Raw genomic sequence first — 26,583 nt, forward strand, 5'->3', positions numbered from 1 at the left:
CCTTCGTGGCCAACACGTTCGTGCCGCTGGAGACCTTTCCGTCGGTGCTGCGGCACTTCGCGGAATGGAACCCGGTGTCCTCGGTCGTGCAGGCGGCCCGCAACCTGTTCGGCAACTCCTTCGGCGCTCCGGACGTGTGGTCGCTGCAGCACCCGGTGATCTACTCGGCGCTCTGGGGCGTGGCGATCTTGGCGGTCTTCGTCCCGCTGTCGGTGCGCACCTACCGAAATACCGCCAGCCGCTGACCGGCCCGTGCGACCGGCCGCCGACGCGCGGTCGGTCGCGCGTGTCGCTGCTCACCCGCCGCCCCGCGGCGCAGGAAGGGTCAGGGCTGCCCGTAGGGTCCGCCCATGGCGAATGATCTTGCACCGGTCGACGTCGGCTTCCTCAACACCGCCCCGAGCCGCACGACCAGGGAGTTCCGGGTCGCCGCCCCGCCGGCCGCGGTCTTCGACGCCCTCGCCCGTGACCCCGCGGGCTGGGGCCACTGGTTTCCGGGCTTCTCCAAGAACGGCCGGTACCTGACGCCGGAGCCGCACGGCGTCGGGGCCCAGCGGGAGATGCACCTCGGCGGGCTTCCGCTGCTGGAGACGGTGATCGCCTGGGACGAGTCGACCCGATGGGCGTTCCGCGTCGACCGCGCCACCATGCCCGGTGTCCGGGCGATGGCGGAGGACTACCGCATCGTTCCCGACGGCGACGGCAGCCTCGTGACGTGGACCGTGGCACTGGACGCGGCGGCGCCGATGAAGCTCGCCCTGGGGCCGGTCGCCGGAACCATGGTCCAGCGCGCGGGACGGAAGCTGGAGCGCCGGTTGCAGGCGGCGGGCTCCAGCGACTGAGCAGTCGGGGGCCGGCCACCGGGGCGGACCGGCCACGGGCGGGCCGTCCGCTGGTGCAGGATGGACGTCGATGAGCGCCGCCGGTCCCGCCTCCGTGTCCGCTGACAACCCGCTGCGGGATCCCTCTCCGCTGCCGTTCGCGTTGCCGCCCTTCGACGACATCAGCCCCGAGCACTGTCGCGAGGCGCTGCTGGCGGGGATGGCCGAGCAGCGGGCCGAGGTCGCTGCGATCGTCGCGTCCGCCGAGCCGCCGACCTTCGACGACACGGTCGTCGCGCTCGAGCGGTCGGGCCGGTTGCTGTCCCGGGCGGAGGCGGTGTTCGGCAACCTCGCCTCCTCGGTGTCCACGCCGCGGCTGCGGGAGATCGAGCGGGAGATCGCCCCGCTGGAGGCGGCGCACTCCGATGCGCTGCACCTCGACCCGGCGCTGTTCGCCCGCATCGACGCGCTGCACGCGGCGCGGCACGACTCCGGTCTGGACGACGAGTCGGTACGCCTGGTCGAGCGCTACCACCTCGATTTCGTCCTGGCCGGGGCGCAGCTCGACGACGCGGGGCGGGCACGGCTCACCGAGCTCAACCAGGAGCTCTCCACGCTGTCGACCTCGTTCGGGCAGAACCTGCAGCTGGCCAGCGAGGCTGCCGCCGTCCGGGTCACCGACGCGGCCGAGCTCGACGGGCTGGACGCCGAGGAGATCGCGGGAGCAGCCGCGGCCGCGGCCGACCGCGACCTCGACGGGTACCTGATCGCCCTGCTGCTGCCCACCGGCCAGCCGGTGCTCGCGAAGCTGCGCAACCGCGAGCTGCGTCGCCGGGTGTTCGAGGCATCGATCGCGCGTGCGTCCTCGGGTGAGCACGACAACCGGCCGGTCGCGGTGCGGATCGCCCGGCTCCGGGCCGAGCGGGCCCGGCTGCTGGGCTTCGACACCCACGCCGACCTCGTGCTGGCCGACTCCACTGCGCGCACCACCGAGGCCGTCGACACGATGCTCGCCTCCATGGTCCCGGCGTCCGTGGCCAACGCCGAGGCCGAGGGCGCCGTGCTCGCCGAGGCGGCAGACCGGTACGGCGTCGAGCTGGCCCCCTGGGACTGGGCGTTCTACAGCGAGCAGGTCCGCGCCGAGCGGTACGCCGTCGACACCACGGCGCTGCGGCCGTACTTCGAGCTGGACCGGACCCTGGTGGACGGCGTCTTCCACGCGGCCGAACTGCTCTACGGCTACCGCTTCGCTGAGCGGCCCGACCTGCGGGGCTACCACCCCGACGTCCGGGTGTGGGAGGTCAGCGACGCCGACGGTGTCGCGGTCGGTCTCTACCTCGGCGACTTCTTCGCCCGGGAGGGCAAGCGCGGCGGGGCGTGGATGAGCTCCTTCGTGCGGCAGTCGGCCCTGCTCGACGACCGGCCGGTCGTCGTCAACAACCTCAACGTGTCCCGCGCTGCCGACGGCCAGCCGACGCTGCTGACCCTCGACGAGGTGAACACGCTGTTCCACGAGTTCGGGCACGCCCTGCACGGACTGAGCTCTGCCGTCAGCTATCCGCGGTTCTCCGGCACCAGCGTGCCGCGCGACTTCGTGGAGTTCCCCAGCCAGGTCAACGAGATGTGGGCGCTGTGGCCGCAGGTGCTGGGCAACTACGCCCGGCACGTCGAGACCGGCGAGCCGCTGCCGTCGGCGATCGTCGAGGCCATCGACGCCGCGCAGTTGTGGGGCGAGGGCTTCGGCACCCTCGAGTACCTCGCTGCGACGCTGCTCGACCAGGCCTGGCACCGGATCGCCCCGGAGACCGAGATCGGTGACCCGATCGCGTTCGAGCGGCAGGCGCTCGAGGACGCCGGAGTCGCCTCCGACCTCGTGCCGCCGCGGTACCGGACCACCTACTTCCAGCACATCTTCGCGGGCGGCTACGCGGCGGGGTACTACTCCTACATCTGGTCGGAGGTTCTCGACGCCGACACCGTGGAGTGGTTCAAGGAGAACGGCGGGCTGCGTCGCGAGAACGGGGACGTGTTCCGCCGCCGGCTGCTCGCGGTCGGCGGCTCGGTGGACCCGCTGGAGGCGTTCCGGGCCGTCCGCGGCCGCGATGCCGACCCGGGCCCCCTGCTCCGCCGCCGAGGCCTCGCCCCCGCCGCCTGACCCCGCCTCTTGCGGTCTTCCCTGCGCTCTTGCGGCGTTGCATCGCCGCAAGAGGGCGGGCAACACCGCAAGCGCCGCAGCGCCGTCACAACCAGGGGAGCTGCAGCACCAGGTCGAGGTCGTCGGGGCTGTCGCCGTCGCGGACCAGGCGGTTGGGCTGCTGGTGCCCGCAGGCGGTGCAGCGGTGCACCACCTGCCAGCCCTTGCCCGACTTCTCGACGAGCCCGATCGGCTCCATTGGCTGCCGGCACTCGCTCGCCCGGTCGCCCGGCAGGTCGTCGACGTGCAGGGACCACAGGCAGTACGGGCAGTGGTTGCGGTAGTGCCCGTCGGTGTTGGCCGGCACGGGCGCCGCGCAGTGGACGCAGGCGAAGCCGGTGTTCTCCGCCCGCCGGGAGCGGCTCACGCGCGCCGTCAGGGGACGAACGGCTCGATGCCGACGACCTCGACGCTGATGTCGCGGCCGTTGGGGGCCTGGTAGGTCACCGTGGCGCCCGGCTTCGCGCCCATGATGGCCGAGCCCAGGGCGGACTCCGGTGAGTAGACGGTCAGACCCGTGCTCCCGGCGATCTCCCGGGACCCGAGGAGGAACTTCTCCGTGTCGTCGTCACCGGCGAACTTGACGGTGATGACGGTGCCCGTGGCGGCGTTGGTGACCTCGGTGGGCGCCTCGCCGACCGTCGCCTTGCGCAGCAGGTCGATGAGCTGACGGATGCGGGCCTCCTGCTTGCCCTGCTCGTCCTTCGCCGCGTGGTAGCCGCCGTTCTCCTTGAGGTCGCCCTCCTCGCGGCGGGCGTTGATCTCCGCTGACATCGCCGCGCGGCCGGCCACCAACTGGTCGAGCTCGGCCTTCAGCCGGTCGTGGGCTTCCTGGGTCAGCCAGATGCCCTGGGACTGCTCGTCAGTGGGGGTGGGCACGTGGGGGTACTCCTGAGATTCGGTGGGCCCGTCCCCGATCGGGGACGGGCCGTGGTCGATCCGGCCAAGCTAACACCGGGCTCGGCGGCCGTGCACGGACGCAGTGCACCGGTGCGACGCCCGGGCCCCGGAGATCCGAAACCGTACCGGACCGCCAGTGACCGGAAGCACATTTCCCCCGCCGGGGTCGCTGAACTGGGTGTTCCTCCGCACTCTGCCGGGGCGTCTGCCGTCGACGGCGCCCGGCGGGGGACAATGGCCGGGTGACCGAACCCGACCAGTTGCGGCTGCTCGCCGTCCACGCACATCCGGACGACGAGTCGAGCAAGGGCGCCGCGACGATGGCGAAGTACGTGGCCGAGGGCGCCCGGGTCCTGGTGGCGACCTGTACCGGCGGCGAACGAGGCTCGGTGCTCAACCCGGCGCTGGACCGTCCTGAGGTCTGGGAGCGGCTGCCGCAGATCCGGGTCGAGGAGATGAACCGCGCCCGCGAGATCCTCGGCGTCGAGCAGGAGTTCCTCGGGTTCGTCGACTCCGGGCTCCCCGAGGGCGATCCGCTGCCGCCGCTGCCCGACGGCTGCTTCGCCCTGGTTCCTCTCGAGGAGGCGGCCGCACCGCTGGTCGCGCTGATCCGGCGGTTCAAGCCGCAGGTGATCACCACCTACGACGAGCGCGGCGGATACCCGCACCCCGACCACATCAAGACCCACGAGATCTCGATGTACGCGTTCGAGGCCGCCGGCGATCCCGACCGCTACCCCGACCTCGGTGAGCCGTGGCAGCCGAGCAAGCTCTACTACCACATGAGCTTCACGCTGCCGCGCACGAAGGCGCTGCACGAGGCCATCCTCGCCACCGGCGCGGAGTCGCCGTACACGGAGTGGCTGGCCAACTGGGACCCCGCGCACGACATCTCCCACCGGGTCACCACCCGGGTGCCCTGCGGCGAGTACTTCCCGGTCCGGGACGCCGCCCTGATCGCGCACGCCACCCAGATCGACCCCGACGGCCGGTGGTTCGCCTGCCCGATCGACACCCAGAAGCAGGTGTGGCCGACCGAGGACTACGAACTCGTCCGGTCGCTGGTGGACTCGCCCACACCCGAGGACGATCTGTTCGCAGGCATCCGCAGCGAGGTGAGCGTCCGATGACCGGTCCGATGTCGTCCGTCGTCGTCCTCGCCGCGGCCGGGGAGCAGCTCCCCGAGGACGTCGGCAAGTCCGGCCCGCTGGGTCTGCTGCTCACGCTGCTGCTGCTGATCGCGGTGATCTTCCTGGTCCGGTCGATGAGCAAGCACCTCAAGCGGGTGCCGCCCAGCTTCGAGGCGCCGGACCCGCGGGACGTGGTCCCCGACACCCCGGCCGAGCTGATGGAGCAGGACCCGCCGAAGAGCGACGAGCTGCTCGACACCCTCCGGCGTGCACCGCTGGCCATCGAGCCACCCCGCTCCGACGACGACCGGCCGGACCGCCCCTCCCGGGACTGATCCGGCCGGCCGCCGCACGGGTTACCAGCGGTGGGCGACGTCGACGACGACCCGGACGCCGCTCGCCGATCCCGGGATGCCCGTCATCGTGAGCACCCGGAACGGCAGCAGGGCCCGCACGCCGAGGCCGACGCTGGTCAGGCCCTCGAACGAGCCGGCCCAGGCCACCTGGCGGAACGTGGTGAAGCCGGAGACGTTCGTCAGCGCGCCCCGGTTCGCCGGCGTGGAGAACCGGTCGTTCGCGCCGACGACGATCTGCAGGAAGGCGCCGCCGCCGAGCGCGACCGGTTCGCCACTCGGGTCCATGGTCACCTCGTCGACGTACTCGACGCGCCAGGAGCTCAGCGCGCTGCGGCCGCGGATGTCGAGGACCAGTCGGTCGTAGCAGGTGTGGCGTCCTGCTCGCACGTTGGTGAGGGCCGTGCCGGCGGCGGGATCGAGCCGCCCACCCTGCTCGGCGGTCGAACCCCAGGTGATGCCGCAGTACGGGGCGGCAGCCTGGGCGGGGACGGCGAGGGCGATCGCGGTGAACGACGCCGCGAGGAGAACGAGAAGGCGGATCGGGGTTCGGGTCATGACGAGCCTCCTGGCAGGTGCGCCACCATCGTTGGTAGGCACTCGTCAGGGTCCGCCGACACGCGCACTAGCACTATGGGCAGCAAATGACACGTAGGAACGAACATCGGGCGTGCCGCCTGGCGTGACCTGACGAACAATCGGGTTGCCGGTTGCCGACCGCAACGTCATTCATCGACAGGCATCGCAGCGATCGCGGGGCGTGACGACAGGCGCCCCGAGAGGGAAGCGCGGCGATCGGGCACGATCACCCGATGGCCCGGAACCGCACAGCCCCCGAGAAGGACGGTTCCCCGGCCGGGATCGGCCGGGTCGGCACCCGCCTGCTCGAGTGGGCCGAGAACGTCGTCTACGCCGGGATCGCGACGTTCCTGGTCGGTACCGCGCTCGTCTGCCTGGTGCTCGCGGGCAAGACCTCGTGGGGGCTCGTCTCGGACTTCAGTGAACAGCCGATCCTGGATCTCCTCGACATCCTGCTGCTCGTCTTCATCGTCGTCGAGCTGCTGTTCGCCGTCCGGTCGACGGTGGAGAAGCGAGAACTGCTGGCCGAGCCGTTCCTCCTGGTCGGCATCATCGCCTCGATCAAGGAGATCGTCGTGCTCTCCGTGGAGGCGGCGAAGGAGGTGGGCAACGGTGCCGAATTCCGCGACCGGATGACCGAGATCGCGGTGCTCGGCGTCCTGGTGCTGCTCCTCGGAGTGACCTCGTTCCTGCTCCGGCGCAAGGAGCGCGAACCCGACGAGGGGGAGAACTCGCCGCCCGCACCCGAGCGGCAGGTGGACTGACGGGGTACGCAGGAGGCGTGCCGAACCGCCTGTCCACTGCCACCAGCCCGTACCTGCTCCAGCACGCCGACAACCCGGTCGACTGGCGCGAGTGGGGCGCCGACGCGTTCGCCGAGGCGCGCGAACGCGACGTCCCGGTGCTGGTCTCGGTCGGCTACGCCGCCTGTCACTGGTGCCACGTGATGGCCCACGAGTCCTTCGAGGACGCAGCGACGGCGGCGCAGATGAACGAGAGCTTCGTCTGCGTGAAGGTCGACCGCGAGGAGCGGCCCGACGTCGACAGCGTCTACATGACCGCGACCCAGGCGATGACGGGGCACGGCGGCTGGCCGATGACGGTCTTCACGACCCCCGACGGCAGGCCGTTCTACTGCGGGACCTACTTCCCGCCGCGGCCCGCGCACGGCATGCCGGCGTTCCGGCAGGTGCTGGCCGCCGTCGCCGAGGCATGGACCGAGCGCCGGGACGACCTGGAGGCGGCCGGCACGAAGATCGTCGGCGCGATCTCGGCCCGGCTCGACCTGGGGGAACCCGCCCCGCTGACGGCCGACGTGCTCGATGCCGCCGTCGCGAGCGTGGCGACGACCTTCGACGAGGACTCGGCCGGCTTCGGCGGCGCCCCGAAGTTCCCGCCGTCGATGCTGCTGGAGTTCCTGCTGCGCAACCACGCCCGCACCGGGGACGGCGAGGCGCTGCGCACGGCCCGCGCGACCCTGGAGGCGATGGCACGTGGGGGCATCTACGACCAGCTGGCGGGTGGCTTCGCCCGGTACTCCGTCGATGCGCAGTGGGTCGTGCCGCACTTCGAGAAGATGCTCTACGACAACGCCTTGTTGCTGCGGGTGTACCTGCACCTGTGGCGCGCCACGGGCGAGGACTGGGCGCGCAGGGTCGCCGACGAGACCGCCGCCTTCCTGGTCCGCGACCTCGGCACTCCCGAGGGCGGCTTCGCCTCGGCACTGGACGCCGACACCGACGGCGTCGAGGGCCTCACCTACGTCTGGACGCCCGACGAGCTGATCGAGGCCCTCGGCCCCGCCGACGGGCGCTGGGCGGCCGAGCAGTTCGAGGTGACCGACCAGGGCACCTTCGAGCACGGTGCGTCGACGTTGCAGCGACCGTACGAATGCGACGACGTGGCCCGGCTGGACGACGTCCGGCGGCGGTTGCTGACCGCCCGGGCGCAGCGGCCGCAACCGGGGCGCGACGACAAGGTCGTCACCGCCTGGAACGGCCTCGCGATCGCGGCCCTGGCCGAGCACGGCGTCCTCACCGGCGACGAGGAGTCGGTGGCGGCCGCCCGGCGGGCTGCCGAGCTCATCGCCTCGACGCACTGGACCGAGGGCCGGCTGCGGCGAGCCTCCCGGGACGGCGTGGCCGGACGGCATGCGGGTGTCCTCGAGGACTACGGCGATCTGGCGGAGGGACTACTGGCCCTGCACCAGGCCACCGCTGAGGGGCGGTGGCTGGAGCTCGCCGGCGACCTGCTGGACGTCGTCGCCGAGCAGTTCATCGACGCCGAGGGGTGGCACGACACGGCCGGGGACGCCGAGACGCTGGTGCACCGCCCCTTCGATCCGGGCGACGGCCCGACACCAGCGGGGGTCGCCGCCGCCGCTGGAGCAGCCGTCACCTACGGCGCCCTGGCCGGGTCGCCGCGGCATCGAGAACTGGGCGAGGCGGCCCTGGCCTCTCTCGCGCGGCTCGTGACGCAGGCACCCCGGGCGGCCGGCTGGGCAGCGGCCGTGGGGGAGGCGCTGCTCGCCGGCCCGCTGGAGGTTGCGGTGAGCGGTCCGGCCGGGCCCGAACGGGACGCGCTCGCGGCCGCGGCCCGCAGATCGACGAGCCCCGGCGCCGTCGTCGTGGTGGGCGAGCCGGACGCGCTCGGGGTGCCCCTCCTGGCCGATCGGCCCCTGCTCGGGAGGCGGCCCGCGGCCTACGTCTGTCGAGGATTCGTGTGCTCGGCCCCCGTGAGCGACGTGTCCGCTCTGAGCGCAGCGATGAGACCTTCCTGAGCCGACGGATCAGAATTACCGTGTAAGCGTGTAATCAACGCTGACCCGGGAGGTCACCATGCACGGACACCGATTTGCCGACACCCCCTTCGGTCCTGGCTTCGGGCGCGGTCGCGGCGGACGCGGCCGAGGCGCCGACTCCGCACCCCCCGTGGAGCGCGCCGAGGTCGCCGGCTGGTTCGCCGGCCGGCTCCCCGACGAGTGGTTCACCGGTCCGGTCGAGCTCACCATCGACCGCGACGAGATCACCGTCGTGGGGCAGCTCGCCGAGCCCGAGGCGGGGGAGGGCGACCCCGCCGCTGCCCGCGCCGGCCGGATCGCGCGCTTCCGCGAGGAGACGCGCGGCAAGCGCATGGCGATCGCCGACGCCGCCCAGGAGCGCTACGGCCGCTCGGTCGCCTGGGGCGCCGCCTGCGGCGACACCAGCGAGGTCTTCACCAACGTCTCCATGCCGGTGATGACGCGGCTGCGGCAGCGCGATCGCCTGGTGCTGGACACCCTGGTCGACGCGGGTGTGGCCCGGTCACGGTCGGAGGCGCTGGTCTGGGCCGTGCGGCTGGTCGGTCAGCACGCCGACGAGTGGCTCGCCGAGCTCCGCACGGCCATGGAGTCCGTCGAGGAGGTCCGGGGGCGCGGTCCGAACCTCGGCTGAGAAGCTCGGCGCATGTCCGATCCGGTCAGCCTGCTCGGCACCGCCTACGGCGACCTGTCCGCCGTCCTCTCGTCGCTGACGGTGCCGGCGGCCCTCCTGTAGGGCCCCGCGCCGAGCTTGCGAGGGGTGGGGGGCAGGAGGGTCCTTCAACTGCTGTCGGACGCCCGCCGGGCCCTGGTCGCGCTCAACACCCCGACCCCGGCCGCACCCGACTCGTCGGCCGTCGACTACTGGCGGGCCTGGCGGCCGCCGGCACCAGGGGACGACGACGAGCTGTGGAGCACCCGGATCGCGGCGAGCGTGCACGGCGGGCTGACCGGCGTCGCCAGTCGCTATTCGGAGACCTCGGCGGCCGTCGTCGTGGCGGCCGGGCGGGTGTCTCCGACGGACGTCGTCGCGACCCAGGGCCGGGTGCTGACCGTGGCCGACTTCCTCTCCACGCTCACTGTCGAGGCCGCCGTCCACCATCTGGACCTGGTACTGCGGTTGGAGAGGCCCGGACCGGCCGCGGCGCCGCTGGCCGAGGTGCGCCGGGTCCTGGCGGGCCTGCTCGGCCGTCCCCTCCCGGCGGAATGGGACGACGCGACGGCCGCCCGGCGCGGCACCGGCCGGGAGCCGCTGAGCGCCGCCGACCGCGCCGAGTTGGGGGCGGCGGCGGCCGCGTTCCCCCTGTTCGGCTGACCAGGCCCGACGACCTGGGACACTCGGGAGCGTGCCCGCCAGTGCCGTTCCTGTAGCGACCGACGTCCTCGTCGTCGGAGCCGGCCCCGCGGGGTCCGCGGCCGCGGCCTGGGCGGCGCGCGCCGGGCACGACGTCGTCCTGGCCGACGCGGCCGTCTTCCCCCGCGACAAGACCTGCGGCGACGGGCTGACGCCGCGCGCCATCGCCGAGCTCGACCTGCTGGGCCTGGGCGATTGGGTGCGCGGCCACGCCCGCAATCGTGGCCTGCGCGCTGCCGGGTTCGGCCGGGAGTGGCAGCTGCCCTGGCCCGGCGGGAAGTTCCCGGACCACGGCAGCGCGGTTCCGCGCACGGAGCTGGACGCGCGCATCAGGCACGTGGCGGTCGAGTCGGGGGCCACGCCGCTCGACGGCGCGCGGGCGGTCGACGTCGAACGGGACGGCGACCGGGTCACCGCGGTGGTCTTCGAGGACGCCGACGACGAGCAGTTCCGCGTCACCTGCCGGCGGCTCGTCGTGGCCGACGGCGTCCGCTCCCCGCTGGGCCGGGTGCTGGGCCGCGAATGGCACCGGGAGACCGCCTACGGGGTCGCGGCCCGCGGCTACGTCACGTCCGGGCGCAGCGACGACGAGTGGATCTCCTCCCACCTGGAGCTGCGCGGCAGCGAGGGCGAGCTGCTGTCGGGCTACGGCTGGGTGTTCCCGCTCGGCGCCGCCGCGGGAGAGGTGAACATCGGCGTCGGGACGCTGGCCACCGCCCGCCGTCCCGCCGGGGTGCAGCTGAAGTCGCTGCTGGAGACCTACACCGATGCCCGCCGCGACGAGTGGCAGATCGACGGGCCGGTCCGGGCCCCCGCGTCCGCGCTGCTGCCCATGGGCGGTGCCGTGTCCGGGGTGGCCGGGCGCAACTGGGCCCTGATCGGCGACGCGGCCGGGTGCGTTAACCCGCTCAACGGCGAAGGCATCGACTACGGCCTGGAGACCGGGCGCAGCGTCGTCGAGCTCTTCGGCGAGGACGACTGGTCACTCGCCTGGCCGGCAACCCTCCGCCGGCACTACGGCGAGGCGTTCTCCATCGCCCGCCGGCTCGCCGGGTTGCTCACCCTGCCGCGGTTCCTGCCTGCCGCCGGGCCCGTCGGCATGCGCTCACACGGGCTGATGACCGTGGCACTGCGGGTGATGGGCAACCTGGTCAGCGAGGCCGACCGCGACGTCGTCGCACGAGTCTGGCGCACCGCCGGCAAGCTGTCAGTGAAGCTGGACGGGCGCAAGCCGTTCAGCTGAGCGGGGCCCGGAGGGTCCCCGAAGCTGAACTCGACGCAAGCCGAAGGGGGAACTCGCGGCGAATGCCGCGGGTCCGGGGGAGCGGGACCCCGAAGGGGTCCCCGAGCACGGACGGGAAGGGCTCAACGCAGGTCGGGACGGCTCCTGGCCGCGGTGTCTGACGGAGTCAGACAAAGGGACTGTTGTACATCGCGAAGTAGACCGCGATGTAGTGGCAGATGGCCGCCACGATCGTCATGGCGTGGAAGACCTCGTGGTAGCCGAAGGTACCCGGCCAGGGGTTGGGCTTCTTGATCCCGTAGGCGATGCCACCCACCGTGTAGAGCAGGCCGCCGGCGGCCAGGAGCACCATCGCGGCGACGCCGGCGAAGTGCAGGATGTCGGTGAGCACGAAGACCGCGACCCAGCCCAGCCCGATGTAGAGCGGGACGCCCACCCAGCGGGGGGCGGTGGGCCAGGTGAGCTTGAGGATCACTCCACCCAGTGCCGCGGCCCAGACGCCCGCAAGCACCCAGTAGCCGGTGGGCTGGTCGACGGCCAGTAGAGCGAACGGCGTGTAGGTGCCGGCGATGAACAGGAAGATCATGGAGTGGTCGAGCCGCTTCATGATCTTCCAGCCGCGGGGTGACCAGCGCCGCCGGTGGTACAGCGCGCTGATGCCGAAGAGCCCGCAGATGGTCAGGCAGTAGATCGCGACCGAGAACCCGGCGCGGGCGCCGAGGACGGAGGCCAGGGGGATCAGGACGGCGCCGGCGACGACCGCGCCGAAGAAGGCGAACAGGTGCAGCCAGCCGCGCATCCGGGGACGGGTGTCGGGGTGCTCCCAGTCCCCGTCCTCGAAGTCCTCGGCCGTCCAGACGTGCTGGGGGCGGTCGCCCTCCTCGAGGACGGCGGTGACCGCCTGGTTCCGCGGAGCCTCGATCTCGGCGCCGTCGGCCTCCACCCGGACCTGCTCGTCGTCATGGGGAAGGGCACTCATGCAACGAGGTTACGGTTCCGTAGGTTGCGGGGCACGTCGAGCGACATGTGACTTTGCTGGGAGGAGTCCGGTACCGGTTCCCCGCCGTCCGGAACGGCGTCCGGCCGGGGCTGGTCGGGGGGCCTAGGGTGGCCGCGTGGGGGCGCGCCAGAAGGTCCGCGATGTGCTCACCACTGTCTACGAGCGGCGTCTGGCCCGCGCGCTCGAGGGCGCCGACATCCCCCGCCACGTCGGCGTGATCATGGACGGCAACCGGCGCTGGGCGCGGGCGATCGGGCTCGAGGACGTCGCCCACGGGCACCGCCGGGGCGCCGACAAGATCGTGGATCTGCTGGGCTGGTGCGACGACGCCGGCGTCTCCGTCGTCACCCTGTTCATGCTCTCCACCGACAACCTGCGCCGTCCGGAGCCTGAGCTCAGTGCGCTGCTGCAGATCATCGAGGACGTCGCCGCCGACCTCTCGCGCCCCGGTCGCCGGTGGAAGGTGCGGGCGATGGGCGCGCCCGAGGTGCTGCCGCCGGAGACGGTCGCCGTCCTGAAGCAGGCCGAGGAGGACACGTGCGACCGGCCGGGGGCCACGGTGAACCTCGCCGTCGGTTACGGGGGCCGCCGGGAGATCGCCGACGCCGTCCGCTCCCTGCTGGCCGAGCACGCCGAGCGTGGCACCACGCTGGACGAACTGGTCGACGTGCTCGAGGTCGAGCACATCGCCGAGCACCTCTACACCCGCGGCCAGCCCGATCCCGATCTCGTCATCCGAACCAGTGGCGAGCAGCGCATGTCGGGGTTCCTGCTCTGGCAGACCGCGAACACCGAGTTCCACTTCACCGACGTCTACTGGCCGGACTTCCGCCGGGTCGACTTCCTGCGCGCGCTCCGTGACTACTCCGCGCGGCACCGCCGTTTCGGGAGCTGAGAGACTCGGGCCCATGCCGGCCGGAGCCCTCGACGTCCCTCTCGAGTACGTGCGGCTGGGGCTGCGCTTCGATCGGCTGGAGTCCGGCTTCGTCGATGCCTACACCGGTGACCCGCGGATCCGCGCCCAGGTGGCCGACGAGCCCGCACCGACACCGCAGGCGCTGCGCGACCAGGCGCGCGGCCTCCTCGCCGAGCTCGACGCTGCTGCCCTGCCCGCCGACCGCGCCGACTACCTCCGCGGGCAGCTGACCGGGCTCGAGTGCACGGCACGGAAGATGAACTCCGAGCCCGTCGGGTTCGTCGACGAGGTGGCCGCCTACTTCCAGGTCGACGTCGTCCTGGGTGATCCCGCGGTCTACGCCGCTGCGCACGCCGAGCTGGAGACGCTCCTGCCAGGCTCGGGATCGCTGAGCGAGCGGTACGCGGTGCACCGCCGTCGCGAGGAGTGCCCGCCCGACCGGCTGGAGACCGCGGTGCACGCGCTGTCCAGCGCGCTGCGCGACCAGGTCCGGGGCCGGTACGGCCTGCCCGAGGTCGAGACGGTGCACTACGAGGTGGTCACCGACCAGCCGTGGTCGGGGTTCAACTACTACGAGGGCAACTACCGCTCGAAGGTGGCGATCAACGCCGACCTGCCGCACCGGCTGAGCCACCTGCCGCACCTGGTCGCCCACGAGGCCTATCCAGGGCACCACACCGAGCACTGTCGCAAGGAGCTCGGGCTGGTCGAACGGGCCGCGCGGACCGAGCACACCGTCTTCCTGGTCAACACCCCCGAGTGCCTGATGGCCGAGGGACTGGCCGACCTCGGGGTCCAGGCCTCGATCGGGGACGGCTGGGGCCCCTGGGCGGCGGAGATCCTCGGCGACCTCGGCCTGCGCTTCGACGGACACCTCGCCGAGCGCATCTCCGCGGCGGCCGCACCACTGAACCGGGTCCGCCAGGACGCCGCGATCCTGCTGCACGACCGGAAGGCCGACCCCGACGAGGTGATCGCCTACCTGCAGCGCTGGTCGCTGGTGAGCTCCGAGCGGGCCACCCAGCAGCTGCGGTTCCTCACCCATCCGCTCTGGCGGGCCTACATCTCGACCTACGTCGAGGGCTACGACCTGCTCTCCCGGTGGCTCGCCGACCGGCCGGCCGACCAGTCCGTCGAGGGCCGTTTCCTCCGGCTGCTCGACGAGCCGCTCACGCCCCGCGCCGTGGCCGCCGAGCTGCTGGCTGCCTGAGCCATGACGCGCCGCGCACCGCGGGAGGCCCGCCTGCTCGGGCTGTGGACGGCGGGCTGGCTCGCGGTGCTGCTGTTCGCGGGACTGCTCTGGCTCGGGGATCTCTCGCTGCAGTGGCCGGTGCTGGTGGTCCCGCTGATCTGGGCGCTGGTCGCGGTGCGGCCCCGGCGGGCCCAGTCGCCGTCCGAGGCGCCTCCGCTGGGTTACCGCAGTGACACCGTGGAGCGTCCTGCGATCAGGCCGCCCGACCCCCGGCACTGACCGGGACGGGTGAGGCCCCCTGCCTGCCGCTGTTCCCGACCCAGGTCGCCGTGCACAGTGTCGGCATGTCGACCACGCGCCTGCTGCTGCTCGGGGCGGTCCGGATCTTCCAGCCGGTGCACGGGTACCTGCTGCGCCGCGAGCTGCTGAGCTGGCAGGTCGACGACTGGGCGCACGTCAAGCCCGGATCGATCTACTCGGGGCTGCGCACACTCACCGCGCACGCCCTCCTCGAGGAGGTGCCCGGTGACCCGGTCTCCTACCGGCTCACCCCGGACGGCGAGGTCGAGTACCAGCGGCTGATCAGGATCGCCCTGCGCCAGCCGGAGCCGGGGGACCCGAGCCGCCTCATGGCCGGCCTGTGCTTCGTGGCGACGCTGCCCCGCGCGGAGGTCCGGGAGTCGCTGCGGGCGCGGGACCTGGTGCTGGAGGCGATGGTGTCGGCGTCGGAGTCGGCGCGGCGGTCGGTAGAGACCTCACGCCTGGCGCCGGCGACGACGGCCGAGCTGTTCGCCGTCACCGCGCACTGGATCACCGGCGAGCGGGCCTGGGTGGCCGACATCTGCGCCCGGATCGACGCCGGCCACTACCGGTTCGAGGGGGAGGAGCCCGGCCCCGACCACCCCGTCGACGGCATCTGGCCCCCCGCCGTCCTGCCGTCCGGGAAGTCGCTTGACCCCTCCTAGTCAAAGTTGAATACTCCGGGTCGTGATCCACGCCCGCGGGCTCGCCCGCACCTTCCGTAAGCGCAAGACCGAGGTGCACGCCGTCGTCGGCGTCGACCTCGACGTGACCGCCGGGGAGATCGTCGGCTTCCTCGGCCCGAACGGTGCCGGCAAGACGACGACCCTGCGGATGCTCACGACGCTGCTCGAGCCCACCGCCGGGACCGCCACGGTCGCCGGTTGCGACCTGATCTCCGACCCGGTCGGCGTCCGCCGCCGGATCGGCTACGTCTCCCAGAGCGGCTCGACCGCTCCGGAGGCCCGCGCGGGGGAGGAGGTCGTCGACCACGCCCGCCTGTACGGGATGAGCACGGCCGATGCCACCGAGCGCGGCAAGCAGCTGTTCCGCGAGCTCGACCTCGACGGGCTCTGGGAGCGTCAGCCCAAGTCGATGTCCGGCGGCCAGCGCCGCCGGCTCGACATCGCCATGGGGCTGGTCCACGTCCCCGGACTGGTCTTCCTCGACGAGCCCACCACCGGCCTCGACCCCCAGGCGCGGGCGAATCTGTGGACCCACATCCGGGCCCTCCGGGAGGAGCGGGGGACGACGGTCTTCCTCACCACCCACTACCTCGACGAGGCCGACGCCCTCTGCGACCGCATCCTGGTCATCGACCACGGCGCGATCGTCGCCAGCGGCACGCCCGACGAGCTGAAGTCGCAGGTCGGCGGCGACGTCCTGACGGTGACGGTCGCGCAGTCCGAACAGATCGCCGACGTGCGCCGACTGGTGGGGGCGCTGCCCGGCGCCGAGGAGCCGACCGTGGTCGACGACCGCGTCGTCGGACGGGTGCCGCACGGTGGCACGGCGCTGGTCGAGCTCGTCCGCGGGCTGGACCGCGAGAACCTCACCATCAGCGGTATCGAGAGCCGCCGGCCGAGCCTGGACGACGTCTTCCTCGGGCTGACCGGACGGTCCCTGCGCGACGCCGAGACGCCGGCTCCGGCGCCGGCCGAGGAGGTGGCGGTCTGATGGGCACCCTGATGCGCGACACGGGCACCGTCTTCGCGCGGGCCATGCGGATGTCGCTGCGCAACCCGGCCTGGCTGGTCATCAGCCTGATGCAGCCGATCCTCTACATCGTGCTGTTCGGGCCGCTGCTCGAGCCGCTGTCGGGCCAGCTCGGATCGGCCAACGCCTACCAGATCTTCGTCCCGGGGATCCTGGTGCAGCTGGGCATCTTCGGGGCGCTGTTCGTCGGCTTCGGGCTGATCGCCGAGTGGCGCGCCGGGGTCATCGAGAGCCAGCGGGTGACTCCGGCCAGCCGGACAGCCCTGCTCCTCGGGCGGGTGCTGCGCGACGTCGTCGTCCTGCTGGTGCAGGGCACGCTGCTGGTGCTGGTCTCGATCCCGCTGGGCCTGCGCGCCCCGTTCTGGGGCGTCGTGCTCACGCTGGTCGTCATCGCCCTGCTGGGCGCGGCGTTCGCGTCGGTGTCCTACGCGCTGGCGCTCACGCTCAAGAGCGAGGACGCCTTCGCCCCGCTGCTCAACGCCGTCGTGCTCCCGGTGCTGCTGCTGTCGGGCATCCTGCTGCCGATGACGCTCGCGCCGGGCTGGCTGCAGGCGATCAGCGACGTCAACCCGCTCAAGCACATCGTCGAGGGCACCCGCGCGTTCTTCGTCGGCGGCTACGACACCTCGATCGCCTGGTGGGGCGCCGCGCTGACCGTCGTCCTGGCGGTGCTGGGGTGGATGTTCGGCGTCCGCCGGTTCCGGCGGGAATCGAGCTGAGCGACCACTGGCCACATGTGGGGTATCTGGGACGACTGGTACCCCTTGTGAGGGACACGCCGGGTCCCGATAGGGGGAGACGACACCTTCTTGTCACCTGGCAGGCCTAACGTCCCTGGTGGATGACGAGCTGCCCTCGCCGTCCACGGGAGGCCCGGTTGGTGCTGACGAGTTCGTCGACCAGGGGGGCCGGCATCCGGCCTCTGCGCCGGGGCCCGGCCACCTTCGAGCGGGGGCGCGTCGTGCGCCCCACGGGAGTCGATTCGTGACCACTCGCCGCACGTTCGTCCTCGACACCTCTGTTCTGCTCTCCGACCCCGGTGCGCTGCTGCGCTTCGGCGACTCCGACGTGGTGCTCCCGCTCGTCGTGATCGGAGAACTGGAGGACAAGCGCGACCACCCCGAACTGGGCTGGTTCGCCCGGCAGTCCCTGCGCATCCTCGACGACCTGCGGGTCACCCACGGGCGGCTGGACGCCCCGGTGCCCGTGGGTGAGGACGGCGGCACGCTGCACGTCGAGCTCAACCACAGCGACCCGAAGGTGCTGCCGGCCGGCTTCCGCAACGACAGCAACGACAGCCGGATCATGGTCGTCGCGCTGAACTTGCGCGCCGAGGGCCGGACCGTCTCCCTCATCACCAAGGACGTGCCGCTGCGCGTCAAGGCCGCTGCCGTGGGCCTGGACACCGACGACTACCGCCTGCACGACGCGAAGGACGCCGGCTGGACCGGGATGGCCGAGGTCTCCCTGGACGACGCCGAGCTCAACGAGCTCTACGACGCCGGCGAGACGTTCGTGCCGGCCGCGGGTGAGCTGCCGCCGCACACCGGCCTGGTGCTGCTGTCCTCCCGGGGCTCGGCGCTGGGTCGGGTGACGGCGGACAAGCTGGTGCGGCTGGTGCGCGGCGACCGCGAGGCGTTCGGCCTGCACGGCCGCTCCGCTGAGCAGCGGATCGCCCTCGATCTCCTGCTCGACCCCGACATCGGCATCATCTCGCTCGGCGGCCGCGCCGGAACCGGCAAGTCGGCGCTCGCGCTGTGCGCGGGCCTGGAGTCGGTGATGGAGCGGCGGGCGCACAAGAAGGTCGTGATCTTCCGTCCGCTCTACGCCGTCGGCGGCCAGGAGCTCGGCTACCTGCCCGGCGGCGAGAACGAGAAGATGTCGCCCTGGGCGCAGGCGGTCTACGACACCCTCGGCGCGCTGGTCTCCCCGGCCGTCATCGACGAGATCGACTCCCGCGGGCTCATCGAGGTGCTGCCATTGACCCACATCCGTGGACGGTCGCTGCACGACTCGTTCGTGATCGTCGACGAGGCGCAGTCCCTCGAGCGCGGCGTGCTGCTGACCGTGCTGTCGCGGCTCGGTTCCGGCTCGCGGGTGGTGCTCACCCACGACGTCGCCCAGCGGGACAACCTGCGGGTCGGCCGGCACGACGGCATCACGGCGGTGATCGAGGCGCTGAAGGGCCACCCGCTGTTCGCGCACGTGACCCTGACCCGCTCCGAGCGCTCGCCGATCGCTGCGCTGGTCACCGAGATGCTGGAGGACCTCCCGCTCTGACGCTCGTCGCTTTCGGCGCCGGCTCTTGCGGTGTTGTCCCTCCTCTTGCGGCTTTGCAGCGCCGCAAGACCGGATGGAACACCGCAAGAGCCGGCTCTATGCGTGACTGCCGCGGTCGAATGCCCGTCGGAGCCGTTGCTCGAGGACGCGCGGCTGGGAGAGCTCGGCCCAGGTCCATCGGACGACCTGCCAGCGGAGGTCCCGCAGTTCGTCCTCACGCCGCTTCTCCTGGAAGACGACGTCGCCAGGCTCTTGCCCTGGCTTGACGAGGCGGCCGTACTTCACCTTGCCGTCGAATTCGCCCAGCGTCCGGTGAGCGCGCCAGCCGAAATCACATCGGCCGACGATCGACCCGTCGGCCCGCAGCACATGCACCTGGAGGTCAGGGGTCGGAAGCCGCAGCCGGTGCATGAGCACCCGGCTTCGGCTTTCTCCGACGCTCTCGCTGAACCGGCTGGCGAAGCGGAGGACACGAGCGGCTCTCCGCGTTCCGGGAACCGGGCCCATCCGTCCGAGGCACTCGAGCAATGCGCCGAAAGACGTGTGGCCCGAAGCGAGTGCATGGTCCGCGACCACCACGGCGGACTCGAACAACTCGCTCCGGGCCACATCCACCACGGTCCGAGTGGCGTTGGTCGTGAGGATCCCGTCGACGAGGGTCAACTCGTGCTCGGGTAGCCGGGCGACGTGCAGGTGCACCCGGGCGCTGCCGCTGCCACTCGCAGGCGGACGGCGGAGGACGTGCACCCTCCCGAGCTCGATGCCCCAGACGGGCAGGCCGTGCATCGCGGCTGCCGACGCGTGGCTGGCGACCGTTTCGGCACGCAGTCCCCTCATCGTCGCGGCGACCACCAGGCGATGCCGCGCGGCGCCATCGGTGGGGAGCACGGTCGGTGCCTGCGAGTAGGCCCCACGCTGCAGCCGGATCAACTCCCGCCGCCGCACCATCCGGGCGAGCTCGGCGTCCGTGAAGCCATCGGTCACGGCGTCGGCGCGGCGCAGGATGTCGGTGGGCGTGATCTCGGGCTCGGACACCCGTCGAGCCTCGCTGCGCGGGGTCGGGGGTGGCGTGATCCAGCAGGACCTGTGGATAACACCCTGGTGCCTCTTGCGCCGTTGCCCGCACTCTCGCGGTGTTGCAACGGCGCTGGAGCACCGGAAAGGGCGCTAGAGCGACGGGCTCGGGACGACGTGTCGGGTCAGTCGGCTGCGGGCTCGTCGGCCGCGGCTGCGGACGGGGCCGTGGGGCGTGCGCCCGACCTGGCCGGCTTGACGGGGGTGCGCGGCGTGCTCGCGTACTTCAGCAGCGCGACCGCACCCCAGCCGGCCGCGAGGCACCAGGGCAGCCGGATCATCATTTCCTCGGTCGTGAGATCTCCACGCAGCCCGAGCGCGAGCACGGGCAGGGCCAGTACGAACCCGACGAGGAGGACGTCCCAGCGGAAGGGGCTCATGTCTGCGGGTTCTCCAGCCGCTCACAGAGGAGCGAGGCCCAGCGGTGCGGCGTCGCGCGGGCGCCGTCGATGAGGGCGACGGGGGCATCCACGCGGCGGAGCACGGCGGCCGGGTCGGCGCTGAGGTCGGTGTCCTGGACGATGAGCGCGTCGACCTGCGGCAGCCCGTCGATCCACGGCTCGAGGTCCTCGGGCTTGCGGGTGGCCTCGACGACCGCCCAGACCGCGACCGGCGTCCAGATGGCCATCATCTGCGCCGTCCAGTACGCGTCGGTGCGCATCGGGGCGTCGACGGCGACGATCGTCACGGTGCCGGCGATGTCGGCGTCCTGACGTCGGGTGATCGCGGCACCGACCGTGGTGACGCGGCTGCTCTCGGGCGCGAGGCCGGCGAGGTCGCCGCGGGTGGCCCACTGCACGCGGTCGGGGTCCAGCCGCAGCGAGGCCGCGAGCGTCTGGGCCGCGCGCAGGGTCTCGATGCCAGGGCCGACCACGAACAGGACCTCGCCGGCACCGGTGGGCAGCTCCGGGACCGTCGGGAGGTGGAGGGCCAGCGCGCGGGTCAGTGCGGCGTAGGTGCCCATCTCGGCGACGGCGTCGGCGAAGGTCGCGCCGAGGAGGGCGCGGGGCACGCCGAGCTCGACGAGCCGGTCGGCGACCTCACCCGTGGCGGGCGCCGCAGGGGTGCCCGGGGCGGAAGCAACCGGCTCGGCGACGGCGACGGTGGCGGTGGCGGTGGCGGTCGTAGTGACCGGCGCCGCGGGCTCGAAGAGGTGCTCGGGGAACTCGGGGACCTCCGGGCTCGCCATGAGCGGTGCGACCGGCAGCCGGGTCACGGTGGCCAGCAGCCGGCTCGGTGCCGGCTGGGCCGGCGCGGGAAGGGGTGCCCACACGTCCTCGGCGGCCGGGACGACGGGGGCGTCGGTCTCCGGGGCGGCCGGCTCGACGGCCGGCGCCGTCGGGGCGGGGGGCGTGGCAGCGAGGGCCTTCGCCGCGGGAGCGGCCGGCGGCGGAACGGCGCGACGGGACGGCGCCGGCGGCACCGGCGGGCGCCCTCGGCCACGGGACCCGGGGAGCGGCGGAAGCAGCGACAGCGGAGGCATGACGGTCGTGGAGTCGAACGACATCATCGGGGCCGGGTCGCTGGCGGTGCGGGCCAGGAAGGGAGCCAGCTCCTCGGCGACCGCCTCGGCGAGCTCCTCCTCGATGGGCTCCTCGACCTCGGACTCGGCGACGACCTCGGGCTCCTCCTCGACGACGGCTTCCGGGGCGTCGGCTTCCGGGGCGTCGGACTCCTCCGCGACCTCGTCCACCGGCTCGTCGAACAGGAACGCCTCGACCGAGGGGGCGCTCGTCTCACCCGACGCCACCTCGGCCCAGATGGGCGCGGGGATCGTCGCGGCCGGCGCGACGGGCTCGCCCCACAGCGTCGCCGACATCGACGGGGGACCCCACATGTTGGTGGCCGGCGCAGCCACCCACGCGGGGGAGGGCGGCCGCGCCGCGGGGGCGGACGCGAACATGCCGGACGTCTCGACGGGTGCGGCGGTGCGGGACTCGAACATGGGGACCTCGAAGATCGGGGCCTCGTGGACCGGCGCCTCGAACACGGGCACCTCGAACGCGGCGGCGGCGGGCTCCGGCATGACGACCTCCGGGACGACGACCTCGGGAGCGGGGGACTCGGCGGTGGGCTGCTCGATCGCGGGGGTCTCGACGGCGACGTCCTCGAAGGCGACGTCCTCGACGTACTCGGCAGTCACGGGCTCGACAACGACCTCGGGCGCGACGAACTGCGGCACGGCGGCCTCGGGGACGGCCACCTCAGGGACGGCCACCTCAGGGACGGCGAACGTCACGGCCGGGCTCGCGGGAAGGTCCTGGAGGACGTTGTTCTCGAGCACGACCTGCGGCGTCACCGCCGCGTCGGCGTCCGGAGTGGTGAGCGCCGTCTGCGGCGAGGCGCCGGCGAGCACCTTGCGGAGGATGCCGGCGAGCGCCTCGTCGGAGTGCCCCTGCGCAAGGGCGGAGCGCAGCACCTCGGCGATCGCCTCCTCGCGCGAGGAGACCGACGCCGTCGCGACGTCGGGCTCGGCGGCCCACGTGGGCACCTCCACCGTCTGGGTCATGCTCGAGGAGGGCGCGATGACCTGATCTCCCACCGTTTCCTCCTCCTGGCGCGTCGCAGGCGACGACACCGATGACTCTGCAGTTCGCCCGGGCCGGGACGGCCGGGGCTCGGCGTCGGCGCCGGGGCGCGCCGTTCCGGGTCGAACCAGTGCTTCCTCGACCGCCTGCTGCACGTCCCGGTCGCCGGCGACCATCCGCGCGAGCGCGGCGGTGAACGGGGACGGGGCATCCAGGACGTCGGCGGGGATGACGCGCTTGTCGGCGTCCCGGCCGAAGGGCGTGGCCGGCACGTCGCCGTCGAAGGAGGACGTCGGACCCGTGCGCGGGAAAGAGGCGCGCGGGAACGTGGAGCGGGCGTAGGCCGGGGTGTCCGCCTCGGCCTGCTTGGCGGTCAGGAGGGCCGCGAGCTCGCTGACGCGGTCGTCCTCGACCGGAGCGGGCCGCTTGGCCGGCGCCGCAGCGGCCGGAGTGGACTGCCACGCAGGTGCGGACGAGCGCGCGGCCGGTGCAGCGGACCAAGTGGACGAGGACGACGGGGCCGCAGTCGAGGTGCGGGTCGACGAGGGGGTGTCCGTGGAGCGGACGGCCTCCGCGGCCCACGCGGCGGCTCCGTTGCGGGCGGGAGCCGCGGCGCGGGCGCGCGCCGGCGCAGCCGAGGCCAACGGCGAGGAGAAGTCCGCGGGGACGTCGTCGGAGAGCGCTTCGGCGGGCGAGCTGACGGCGGGGACGGCGGGCCGGTTGGTCAGGTCCGGCGCCACCTCGGCCACGTAGCGCTCGGTCGCGAAGAAGCCGAGCACCCCACCGGAACGCACCCGGCGGACGCCGACCACGCGTGCGGACGGGCCGAACTGCTCGCGCGCCGCGGCGATCGCGTCGTCGCGCGTGGCGGCCTCAACGGATCGCAACGGCACCGCTCACAACTCCCAGCGATTCGATCTGTGCTGTCCGGGAGACCTCGGCATAGGAGATCACCGGAAGCCGGGGAAGAACCTGCCGCATCAGGCGTGCCAGGGCGGCCCGGACCTGGGGCGAGCAGACGAGCACGGGGGAGAAGCCCGATCGCTCGGCCTCCTCGAGCAGGCCGGAGCAGCCGTGCACCAGGGCGTCGATGGCTCCGGCGTCGAGGGCCAGCACCACACCGGCGTCGCTCTGCCGGACCGACTCGAGCAGGCGCTGCTCGAAGCCCGGGTCGAGCGTGAAGACGTGGAGGCGCTCGTCGGGCGTCACGTACGGATGGCTGATCGCCGAGCCCAGAGCCGCCCGGGCCGCCTCGACGAGACCGTCGAGATCGGTGGACGTCTTTGCACGTACAGAGAGTGCCTCGAAGATGCGCACCAGGTCCCGGATCGACACACCCTCATCGAGCAACGCGTGCAACACGCGTTGCACCTCTCCCAGGGTGAGCAGAGTGGGGGTCAGTTCCTCGACCACGACGGGGTGCGTCCGGCGGACCATCTCCACCAGGAGGCGCACGTCCTCGCGCCCGAGGAGGTCGGCGGCGTTCTGGCGGACGACCTCGGCCAGGTGGGTCGTGATGACCGACGAGCGGTCGACGACGGTCGCGCCGGCCATCTCCGCCTGCCGCTGCAGCTCCACCGGCACCCACTTCGCGGCCAGGCCGAAGACCGGCTCGCGGGTGGCCTTGCCGGGCAGGCCGTCGAGGTTGTCGCCGATGGCCAGGACGGTGCCCGCGGGCGAGATGCCCTTGGCCGCCGGAACGCCGTTGAGCCAGATGACGTACTGCGAGCCCGGGAGGTCCAGGTTGTCGCGGGTGCGGACAAGCGGGATCACCAGACCGGTCTCCATCGCGACCTTGCGGCGCAGTGCCTTGACCCGGTCGAGCAGGTCGCCGCCGCGGGTCGGGTCGACGAGCTCCACCAGGTCGAAGGCGACCTCGAGCTCCAGCGGGTCGACCCGCATCTTCTCGGCGATGGCCTCGGGGGAGTCCGGCTTCGGCTCGTTCTCCAGCGCCAGGGCCTCTGCCTCGGCCTCGTCGTCGACGATCGGCGTCTCCGACATCCGCGAGGCCATGATCAGGAAGCCGGCACCGATGATGAGGAAGGGCAGCTTCGGCAGGCCGGGGATGAGGCACATGGCGATGGCCGCGCCGCCGGCGATGCGGATGGGCTGCTTGAACCGGCCGAGCTGGGCGATCAGGTCGGTGCCCATGTCGCCCTCGGTGGCCGACCGGGTGACGATGATGCCGGTCGCGGTCGAGAGCAGCAGGGCGGGGATCTGCGAGACCAGGCCGTCGCCCACGGTCAGCAGTGAGAACGTCGAGACGGCGTCGGCGGGGGCCATGCCCCGCTGCATGACGCCGATGGCGAAGCCGCCGATCAGGTTGATCAGCGTGATGATGATGGCCGCGATCGCGTCGCCCTTGACGAACTTCGACGCACCGTCCATCGAGCCGTAGAAGTCGGCCTCGGCGGTGACCTCGTAGCGGCGCTTGCGCGCCTGGGCCTCGTTGATCAGGCCGGCGTTGAGGTCGGCGTCGATCGCCATCTGCTTGCCGGGCATGGCGTCGAGGGTGAAGCGGGCGCCGACCTCGGCCACGCGGCCGGCACCGTTGGTGATGACGACGAACTGGATGATCGTCAGGATCACGAAGATCACGAGGCCGACGACCAGAGAGCCGCCGATCACGAAGTGGCCGAACGCCTCGATGACCTTGCCCGCGTAGCCGTCGGTGAGCACGAGTCGGGTCGAAGAGACGTTCAGCGACAGCCGGAACAGCGTCGCGATGAGGATCAGCGACGGGAAGACGGCGAAGTCCAGCGGCCGCCTGATCTGCATCGACACCAGCAGGATCAGCAGCGACGCGGTGATGTTCAGGCCGAGCAGCAGGTCCAGGACGGCGGCCGGCAGCGGCACCACCAGCATGAGGACGATGGCGACGACCCCGATGGGGACGGCCATCTTGCTCATGCCCTTCATGCGTCCACCCCGCGCGGGGACGACGGACGCAGGTTCACATTCTCCTCATCGGCAGCCGGGTGCACCGCCGGTACCAGCGATCAGCTGTGCACAGTCGCCCTAAGACGCCCGTCCAGCGGGCACATCTCGCCCTATGCGGCCACGCGGCGTCGTCCCGCCTTGGGTAGTCCGTCCAGTGCTGGCGCCTCGAAGCCCGGGCGGTGGAAGCCGCCCTTCACCCCGCGCGCACCCAGGTGCATGACGAAGGCGAGGATGCGGGCGACGGCCGTGAACAGCTGGGCGGGCACCTCCTGGCCGAGCTCGCAGGACGCGTGCAGGGCGCGGGCCAGGGGGATGTCCTGGACCATGGGAACGCGGTTCTCCTGGGCGATGGCGCGCAGCTTGGTGGCCACCTCGCCGGCCCCCTTCGCCACCACCCGGGGTGCGCCCCTCGCCGGGTCGTACTTCAGGGCGACGGCCACATGGGTGGGGTTCACCAGCAGGACGTCGGCCTCGGCGGCGTCGCTCATCATCCGGTTCCGCGACATCGACAGGGCCACCCCGCGGCGGTGGGCCTTCATGTACGGGTCGCCCTCGGCCTGCTTGTGCTCCTGGGTGATCTCGTACTTGCTCATCTTGAGCTTCTTCATCGTCTTCATCCGGACGACGACGTAGTCGGCGATCGCGATGATCAGGCCGGTGACGGCGACGACCCGGAACATCAGGATGGCGGAGTCGGTGAACGTCGCGGCCACCACCGACAGCGGCAGCGAGCCGGAGGAGGCCACCAGCGACTGGGCGCGGTCGCTGGTCACGATCACGACCGTCCCGAGCGCCGCCGTCTTGATCAGTGCCTTGGCCGCCTCCCAGATGCCCTGGGTGCCGAACATGCGCTTGATGCCGGGGAAGGGGTTGAGCTTCTTCAGGGTCGGCTTCATCCCCTTCGTCGCAAGGGTGACGCCGCCCTGGGCGGCGGAGGCGACGGTGCCGACCAGCATCATCCCGACGGCCATCGGCAGGATCGTGGTCATGAAGGCGGTCAGCGCCTGACCCATGAGCACGGAGAGCGCGGCGGGCTCCGGATCCGAGGCCACGGACCCGATCTGCACGAACATCTTCTGGACGGCCTCGAACGCGTTGCTCACCAGCATCGGCAGCAGCGCGCTCGCGGCCGCGACACCGAGCCACGTCCCCAGCTCCTGGGTTCGCGGGATCTGCCCTTCCTTGCGCGCCTTCTTCAGGCGCTGGGGAGTGGGCTTCTCGGTCTTCTCACCGCCCGGTCCGTCCTTAGACATGGGTCACGGCCAT

General features: G+C 72.4%; 25 protein-coding genes and 1 pseudogene. 17 read left to right on the forward strand and 9 right to left on the reverse strand.

Going from position 1 to position 26,583, the window contains the following annotated elements; all coding sequences use genetic code 11:
- The 3 genes and pseudogenes from E4P38_RS21240 to E4P38_RS21250 all read left to right on the forward strand — a co-directional run.
- Positions 1 to 245, forward strand: a pseudogene (locus tag E4P38_RS21240) (ABC transporter permease); the annotation flags it as partial.
- Positions 246 to 350: 105 nt separating this feature from the next.
- Positions 351 to 842, forward strand: a complete 492-nt coding sequence (locus E4P38_RS21245; RefSeq protein WP_135133986.1) for an SRPBCC family protein — start codon at positions 351 to 353, stop codon at positions 840 to 842.
- A 70-nt stretch (positions 843 to 912) separates the two neighbouring features.
- The gene (locus E4P38_RS21250; protein ID WP_135133987.1) at positions 913 to 2,976 is read left to right on the forward strand and encodes a M3 family metallopeptidase; all 2,064 of its coding nucleotides are present in this window, start codon (positions 913 to 915) and stop codon (positions 2,974 to 2,976) included.
- An 85-nt stretch (positions 2,977 to 3,061) separates the two neighbouring features.
- Here E4P38_RS21250 and E4P38_RS21255 read toward each other — a convergent pair whose 3' ends face one another.
- On the reverse strand, positions 3,062 to 3,382 hold the full coding sequence (locus E4P38_RS21255) for an RNHCP domain-containing protein (RefSeq protein ID WP_135133988.1): 321 nt from the start codon (positions 3,380 to 3,382) through the stop codon (positions 3,062 to 3,064).
- 8 nt (positions 3,383 to 3,390) lie between these two features.
- Positions 3,391 to 3,894 (reverse strand): transcription elongation factor GreA, encoded by a 504-nt coding sequence (gene greA, locus E4P38_RS21260; protein WP_135133989.1) that lies wholly within the window; start codon positions 3,892 to 3,894, stop codon positions 3,391 to 3,393.
- A 263-nt stretch (positions 3,895 to 4,157) separates the two neighbouring features.
- Between greA and mca the strand changes: the two genes are divergently transcribed.
- Both mca and E4P38_RS21270 read left to right on the forward strand, forming a co-directional pair.
- Positions 4,158 to 5,045: a mycothiol conjugate amidase Mca gene (mca, locus tag E4P38_RS21265; RefSeq protein WP_135133990.1), complete on the forward strand. Its 888-nt coding sequence runs from the start codon at positions 4,158 to 4,160 to the stop codon at positions 5,043 to 5,045.
- On the forward strand, positions 5,042 to 5,380 hold the full coding sequence (locus E4P38_RS21270; protein WP_245161209.1) for a hypothetical protein: 339 nt from the start codon (positions 5,042 to 5,044) through the stop codon (positions 5,378 to 5,380). The genes mca and E4P38_RS21270 overlap by 4 nt, the downstream gene beginning before the upstream one ends.
- A 21-nt stretch (positions 5,381 to 5,401) precedes the next feature.
- Here E4P38_RS21270 and E4P38_RS21275 read toward each other — a convergent pair whose 3' ends face one another.
- Complete coding sequence (locus tag E4P38_RS21275; RefSeq protein ID WP_135133991.1) at positions 5,402 to 5,956, reverse strand: hypothetical protein; 555 nt, start codon at positions 5,954 to 5,956, stop codon at positions 5,402 to 5,404.
- 254 nt (positions 5,957 to 6,210) lie between these two features.
- Here E4P38_RS21275 and E4P38_RS21280 point away from each other — a divergent pair, with 254 nt between their 5' ends.
- The 5 genes from E4P38_RS21280 to E4P38_RS21300 all read left to right on the forward strand — a co-directional run bounded on the left by E4P38_RS21280 (position 6,211) and on the right by E4P38_RS21300 (position 11,371).
- Positions 6,211 to 6,741 (forward strand): phosphate-starvation-inducible PsiE family protein, encoded by a 531-nt coding sequence (locus tag E4P38_RS21280; RefSeq protein WP_135133992.1) that lies wholly within the window; start codon positions 6,211 to 6,213, stop codon positions 6,739 to 6,741.
- 17 nt (positions 6,742 to 6,758) lie between these two features.
- Positions 6,759 to 8,756 (forward strand): thioredoxin domain-containing protein, encoded by a 1,998-nt coding sequence (locus E4P38_RS21285; RefSeq protein ID WP_135133993.1) that lies wholly within the window; start codon positions 6,759 to 6,761, stop codon positions 8,754 to 8,756.
- 151 nt (positions 8,757 to 8,907) lie between these two features.
- Complete coding sequence (locus tag E4P38_RS21290; protein ID WP_245161210.1) at positions 8,908 to 9,408, forward strand: hypothetical protein; 501 nt, start codon at positions 8,908 to 8,910, stop codon at positions 9,406 to 9,408.
- Positions 9,409 to 9,534: 126 nt separating this feature from the next.
- Entirely contained in the window at positions 9,535 to 10,089 is a 555-nt protein-coding gene (locus tag E4P38_RS21295; protein WP_135133995.1) for a hypothetical protein, read from the forward strand.
- Positions 10,090 to 10,120: 31 nt separating this feature from the next.
- On the forward strand, positions 10,121 to 11,371 hold the full coding sequence (locus E4P38_RS21300) for a geranylgeranyl reductase family protein (protein WP_135133996.1): 1,251 nt from the start codon (positions 10,121 to 10,123) through the stop codon (positions 11,369 to 11,371).
- Positions 11,372 to 11,537: 166 nt separating this feature from the next.
- Here the strand turns inward: E4P38_RS21300 and E4P38_RS21305 are convergent, their stop codons facing one another.
- Entirely contained in the window at positions 11,538 to 12,350 is an 813-nt protein-coding gene (locus E4P38_RS21305; protein ID WP_135133997.1) for a hemolysin III family protein, read from the reverse strand.
- A 136-nt stretch (positions 12,351 to 12,486) separates the two neighbouring features.
- Between E4P38_RS21305 and E4P38_RS21310 the strand changes: the two genes are divergently transcribed.
- The 7 genes from E4P38_RS21310 (at position 12,487) to E4P38_RS21340 (ending at position 18,775) form a co-directional block, all read left to right on the forward strand.
- Positions 12,487 to 13,266 carry an isoprenyl transferase gene (locus tag E4P38_RS21310; protein ID WP_135133998.1) on the forward strand — a complete coding sequence of 260 codons (780 nt, stop codon included), beginning with the start codon at positions 12,487 to 12,489 and terminating at the stop codon, positions 13,264 to 13,266.
- A gap of 13 nt (positions 13,267 to 13,279) precedes the next feature.
- Positions 13,280 to 14,497, forward strand: coding sequence for a DUF885 domain-containing protein (locus tag E4P38_RS21315; RefSeq protein ID WP_135133999.1), 1,218 nt, complete (start codon positions 13,280 to 13,282; stop codon positions 14,495 to 14,497).
- A gap of 3 nt (positions 14,498 to 14,500) precedes the next feature.
- Positions 14,501 to 14,758: a hypothetical protein gene (locus tag E4P38_RS21320; RefSeq protein WP_135134000.1), complete on the forward strand. Its 258-nt coding sequence runs from the start codon at positions 14,501 to 14,503 to the stop codon at positions 14,756 to 14,758.
- Positions 14,759 to 14,823: 65 nt separating this feature from the next.
- Complete coding sequence (locus E4P38_RS21325) at positions 14,824 to 15,444, forward strand: PadR family transcriptional regulator (RefSeq protein ID WP_135134001.1); 621 nt, start codon at positions 14,824 to 14,826, stop codon at positions 15,442 to 15,444.
- Positions 15,445 to 15,466: 22 nt separating this feature from the next.
- Positions 15,467 to 16,456 carry an ATP-binding cassette domain-containing protein gene (locus E4P38_RS21330; RefSeq protein WP_135134002.1) on the forward strand — a complete coding sequence of 330 codons (990 nt, stop codon included), beginning with the start codon at positions 15,467 to 15,469 and terminating at the stop codon, positions 16,454 to 16,456.
- Entirely contained in the window at positions 16,456 to 17,214 is a 759-nt protein-coding gene (locus E4P38_RS21335; protein ID WP_135134003.1) for an ABC transporter permease, read from the forward strand. Before E4P38_RS21330 ends, E4P38_RS21335 begins: the two co-directional genes overlap by 1 nt.
- Positions 17,215 to 17,479: 265 nt before the next feature.
- The gene (locus E4P38_RS21340; protein WP_135134004.1) at positions 17,480 to 18,775 is read left to right on the forward strand and encodes a PhoH family protein; all 1,296 of its coding nucleotides are present in this window, start codon (positions 17,480 to 17,482) and stop codon (positions 18,773 to 18,775) included.
- Positions 18,776 to 18,871: 96 nt separating this feature from the next.
- Here the strand turns inward: E4P38_RS21340 and E4P38_RS21345 are convergent, their stop codons facing one another.
- The 5 genes from E4P38_RS21345 to E4P38_RS21365 form a co-directional block, all read right to left on the reverse strand.
- Entirely contained in the window at positions 18,872 to 19,810 is a 939-nt protein-coding gene (locus tag E4P38_RS21345; RefSeq protein WP_135134005.1) for a type IV toxin-antitoxin system AbiEi family antitoxin domain-containing protein, read from the reverse strand.
- Positions 19,811 to 19,974: 164 nt separating this feature from the next.
- The gene (locus tag E4P38_RS21350; protein ID WP_135134006.1) at positions 19,975 to 20,229 is read right to left on the reverse strand and encodes a hypothetical protein; all 255 of its coding nucleotides are present in this window, start codon (positions 20,227 to 20,229) and stop codon (positions 19,975 to 19,977) included.
- Positions 20,226 to 23,270 (reverse strand): hypothetical protein, encoded by a 3,045-nt coding sequence (locus E4P38_RS21355; protein WP_135134007.1) that lies wholly within the window; start codon positions 23,268 to 23,270, stop codon positions 20,226 to 20,228. The genes E4P38_RS21350 and E4P38_RS21355 overlap by 4 nt, the downstream gene beginning before the upstream one ends.
- Complete coding sequence (flhA, locus tag E4P38_RS21360) at positions 23,251 to 25,296, reverse strand: flagellar biosynthesis protein FlhA (protein ID WP_135134008.1); 2,046 nt, start codon at positions 25,294 to 25,296, stop codon at positions 23,251 to 23,253. The genes E4P38_RS21355 and flhA overlap by 20 nt, the downstream gene beginning before the upstream one ends.
- 131 nt (positions 25,297 to 25,427) lie before the next feature.
- Positions 25,428 to 26,570: an EscU/YscU/HrcU family type III secretion system export apparatus switch protein gene (locus E4P38_RS21365; RefSeq protein WP_135134009.1), complete on the reverse strand. Its 1,143-nt coding sequence runs from the start codon at positions 26,568 to 26,570 to the stop codon at positions 25,428 to 25,430.
- Positions 26,571 to 26,583: the final 13 nt, after the last annotated feature.

The organism is Blastococcus sp. CT_GayMR16, assembly GCF_004570875.1.
Taxonomy (GTDB): Bacteria; Actinomycetota; Actinomycetes; order Mycobacteriales; family Geodermatophilaceae; genus Blastococcus_B.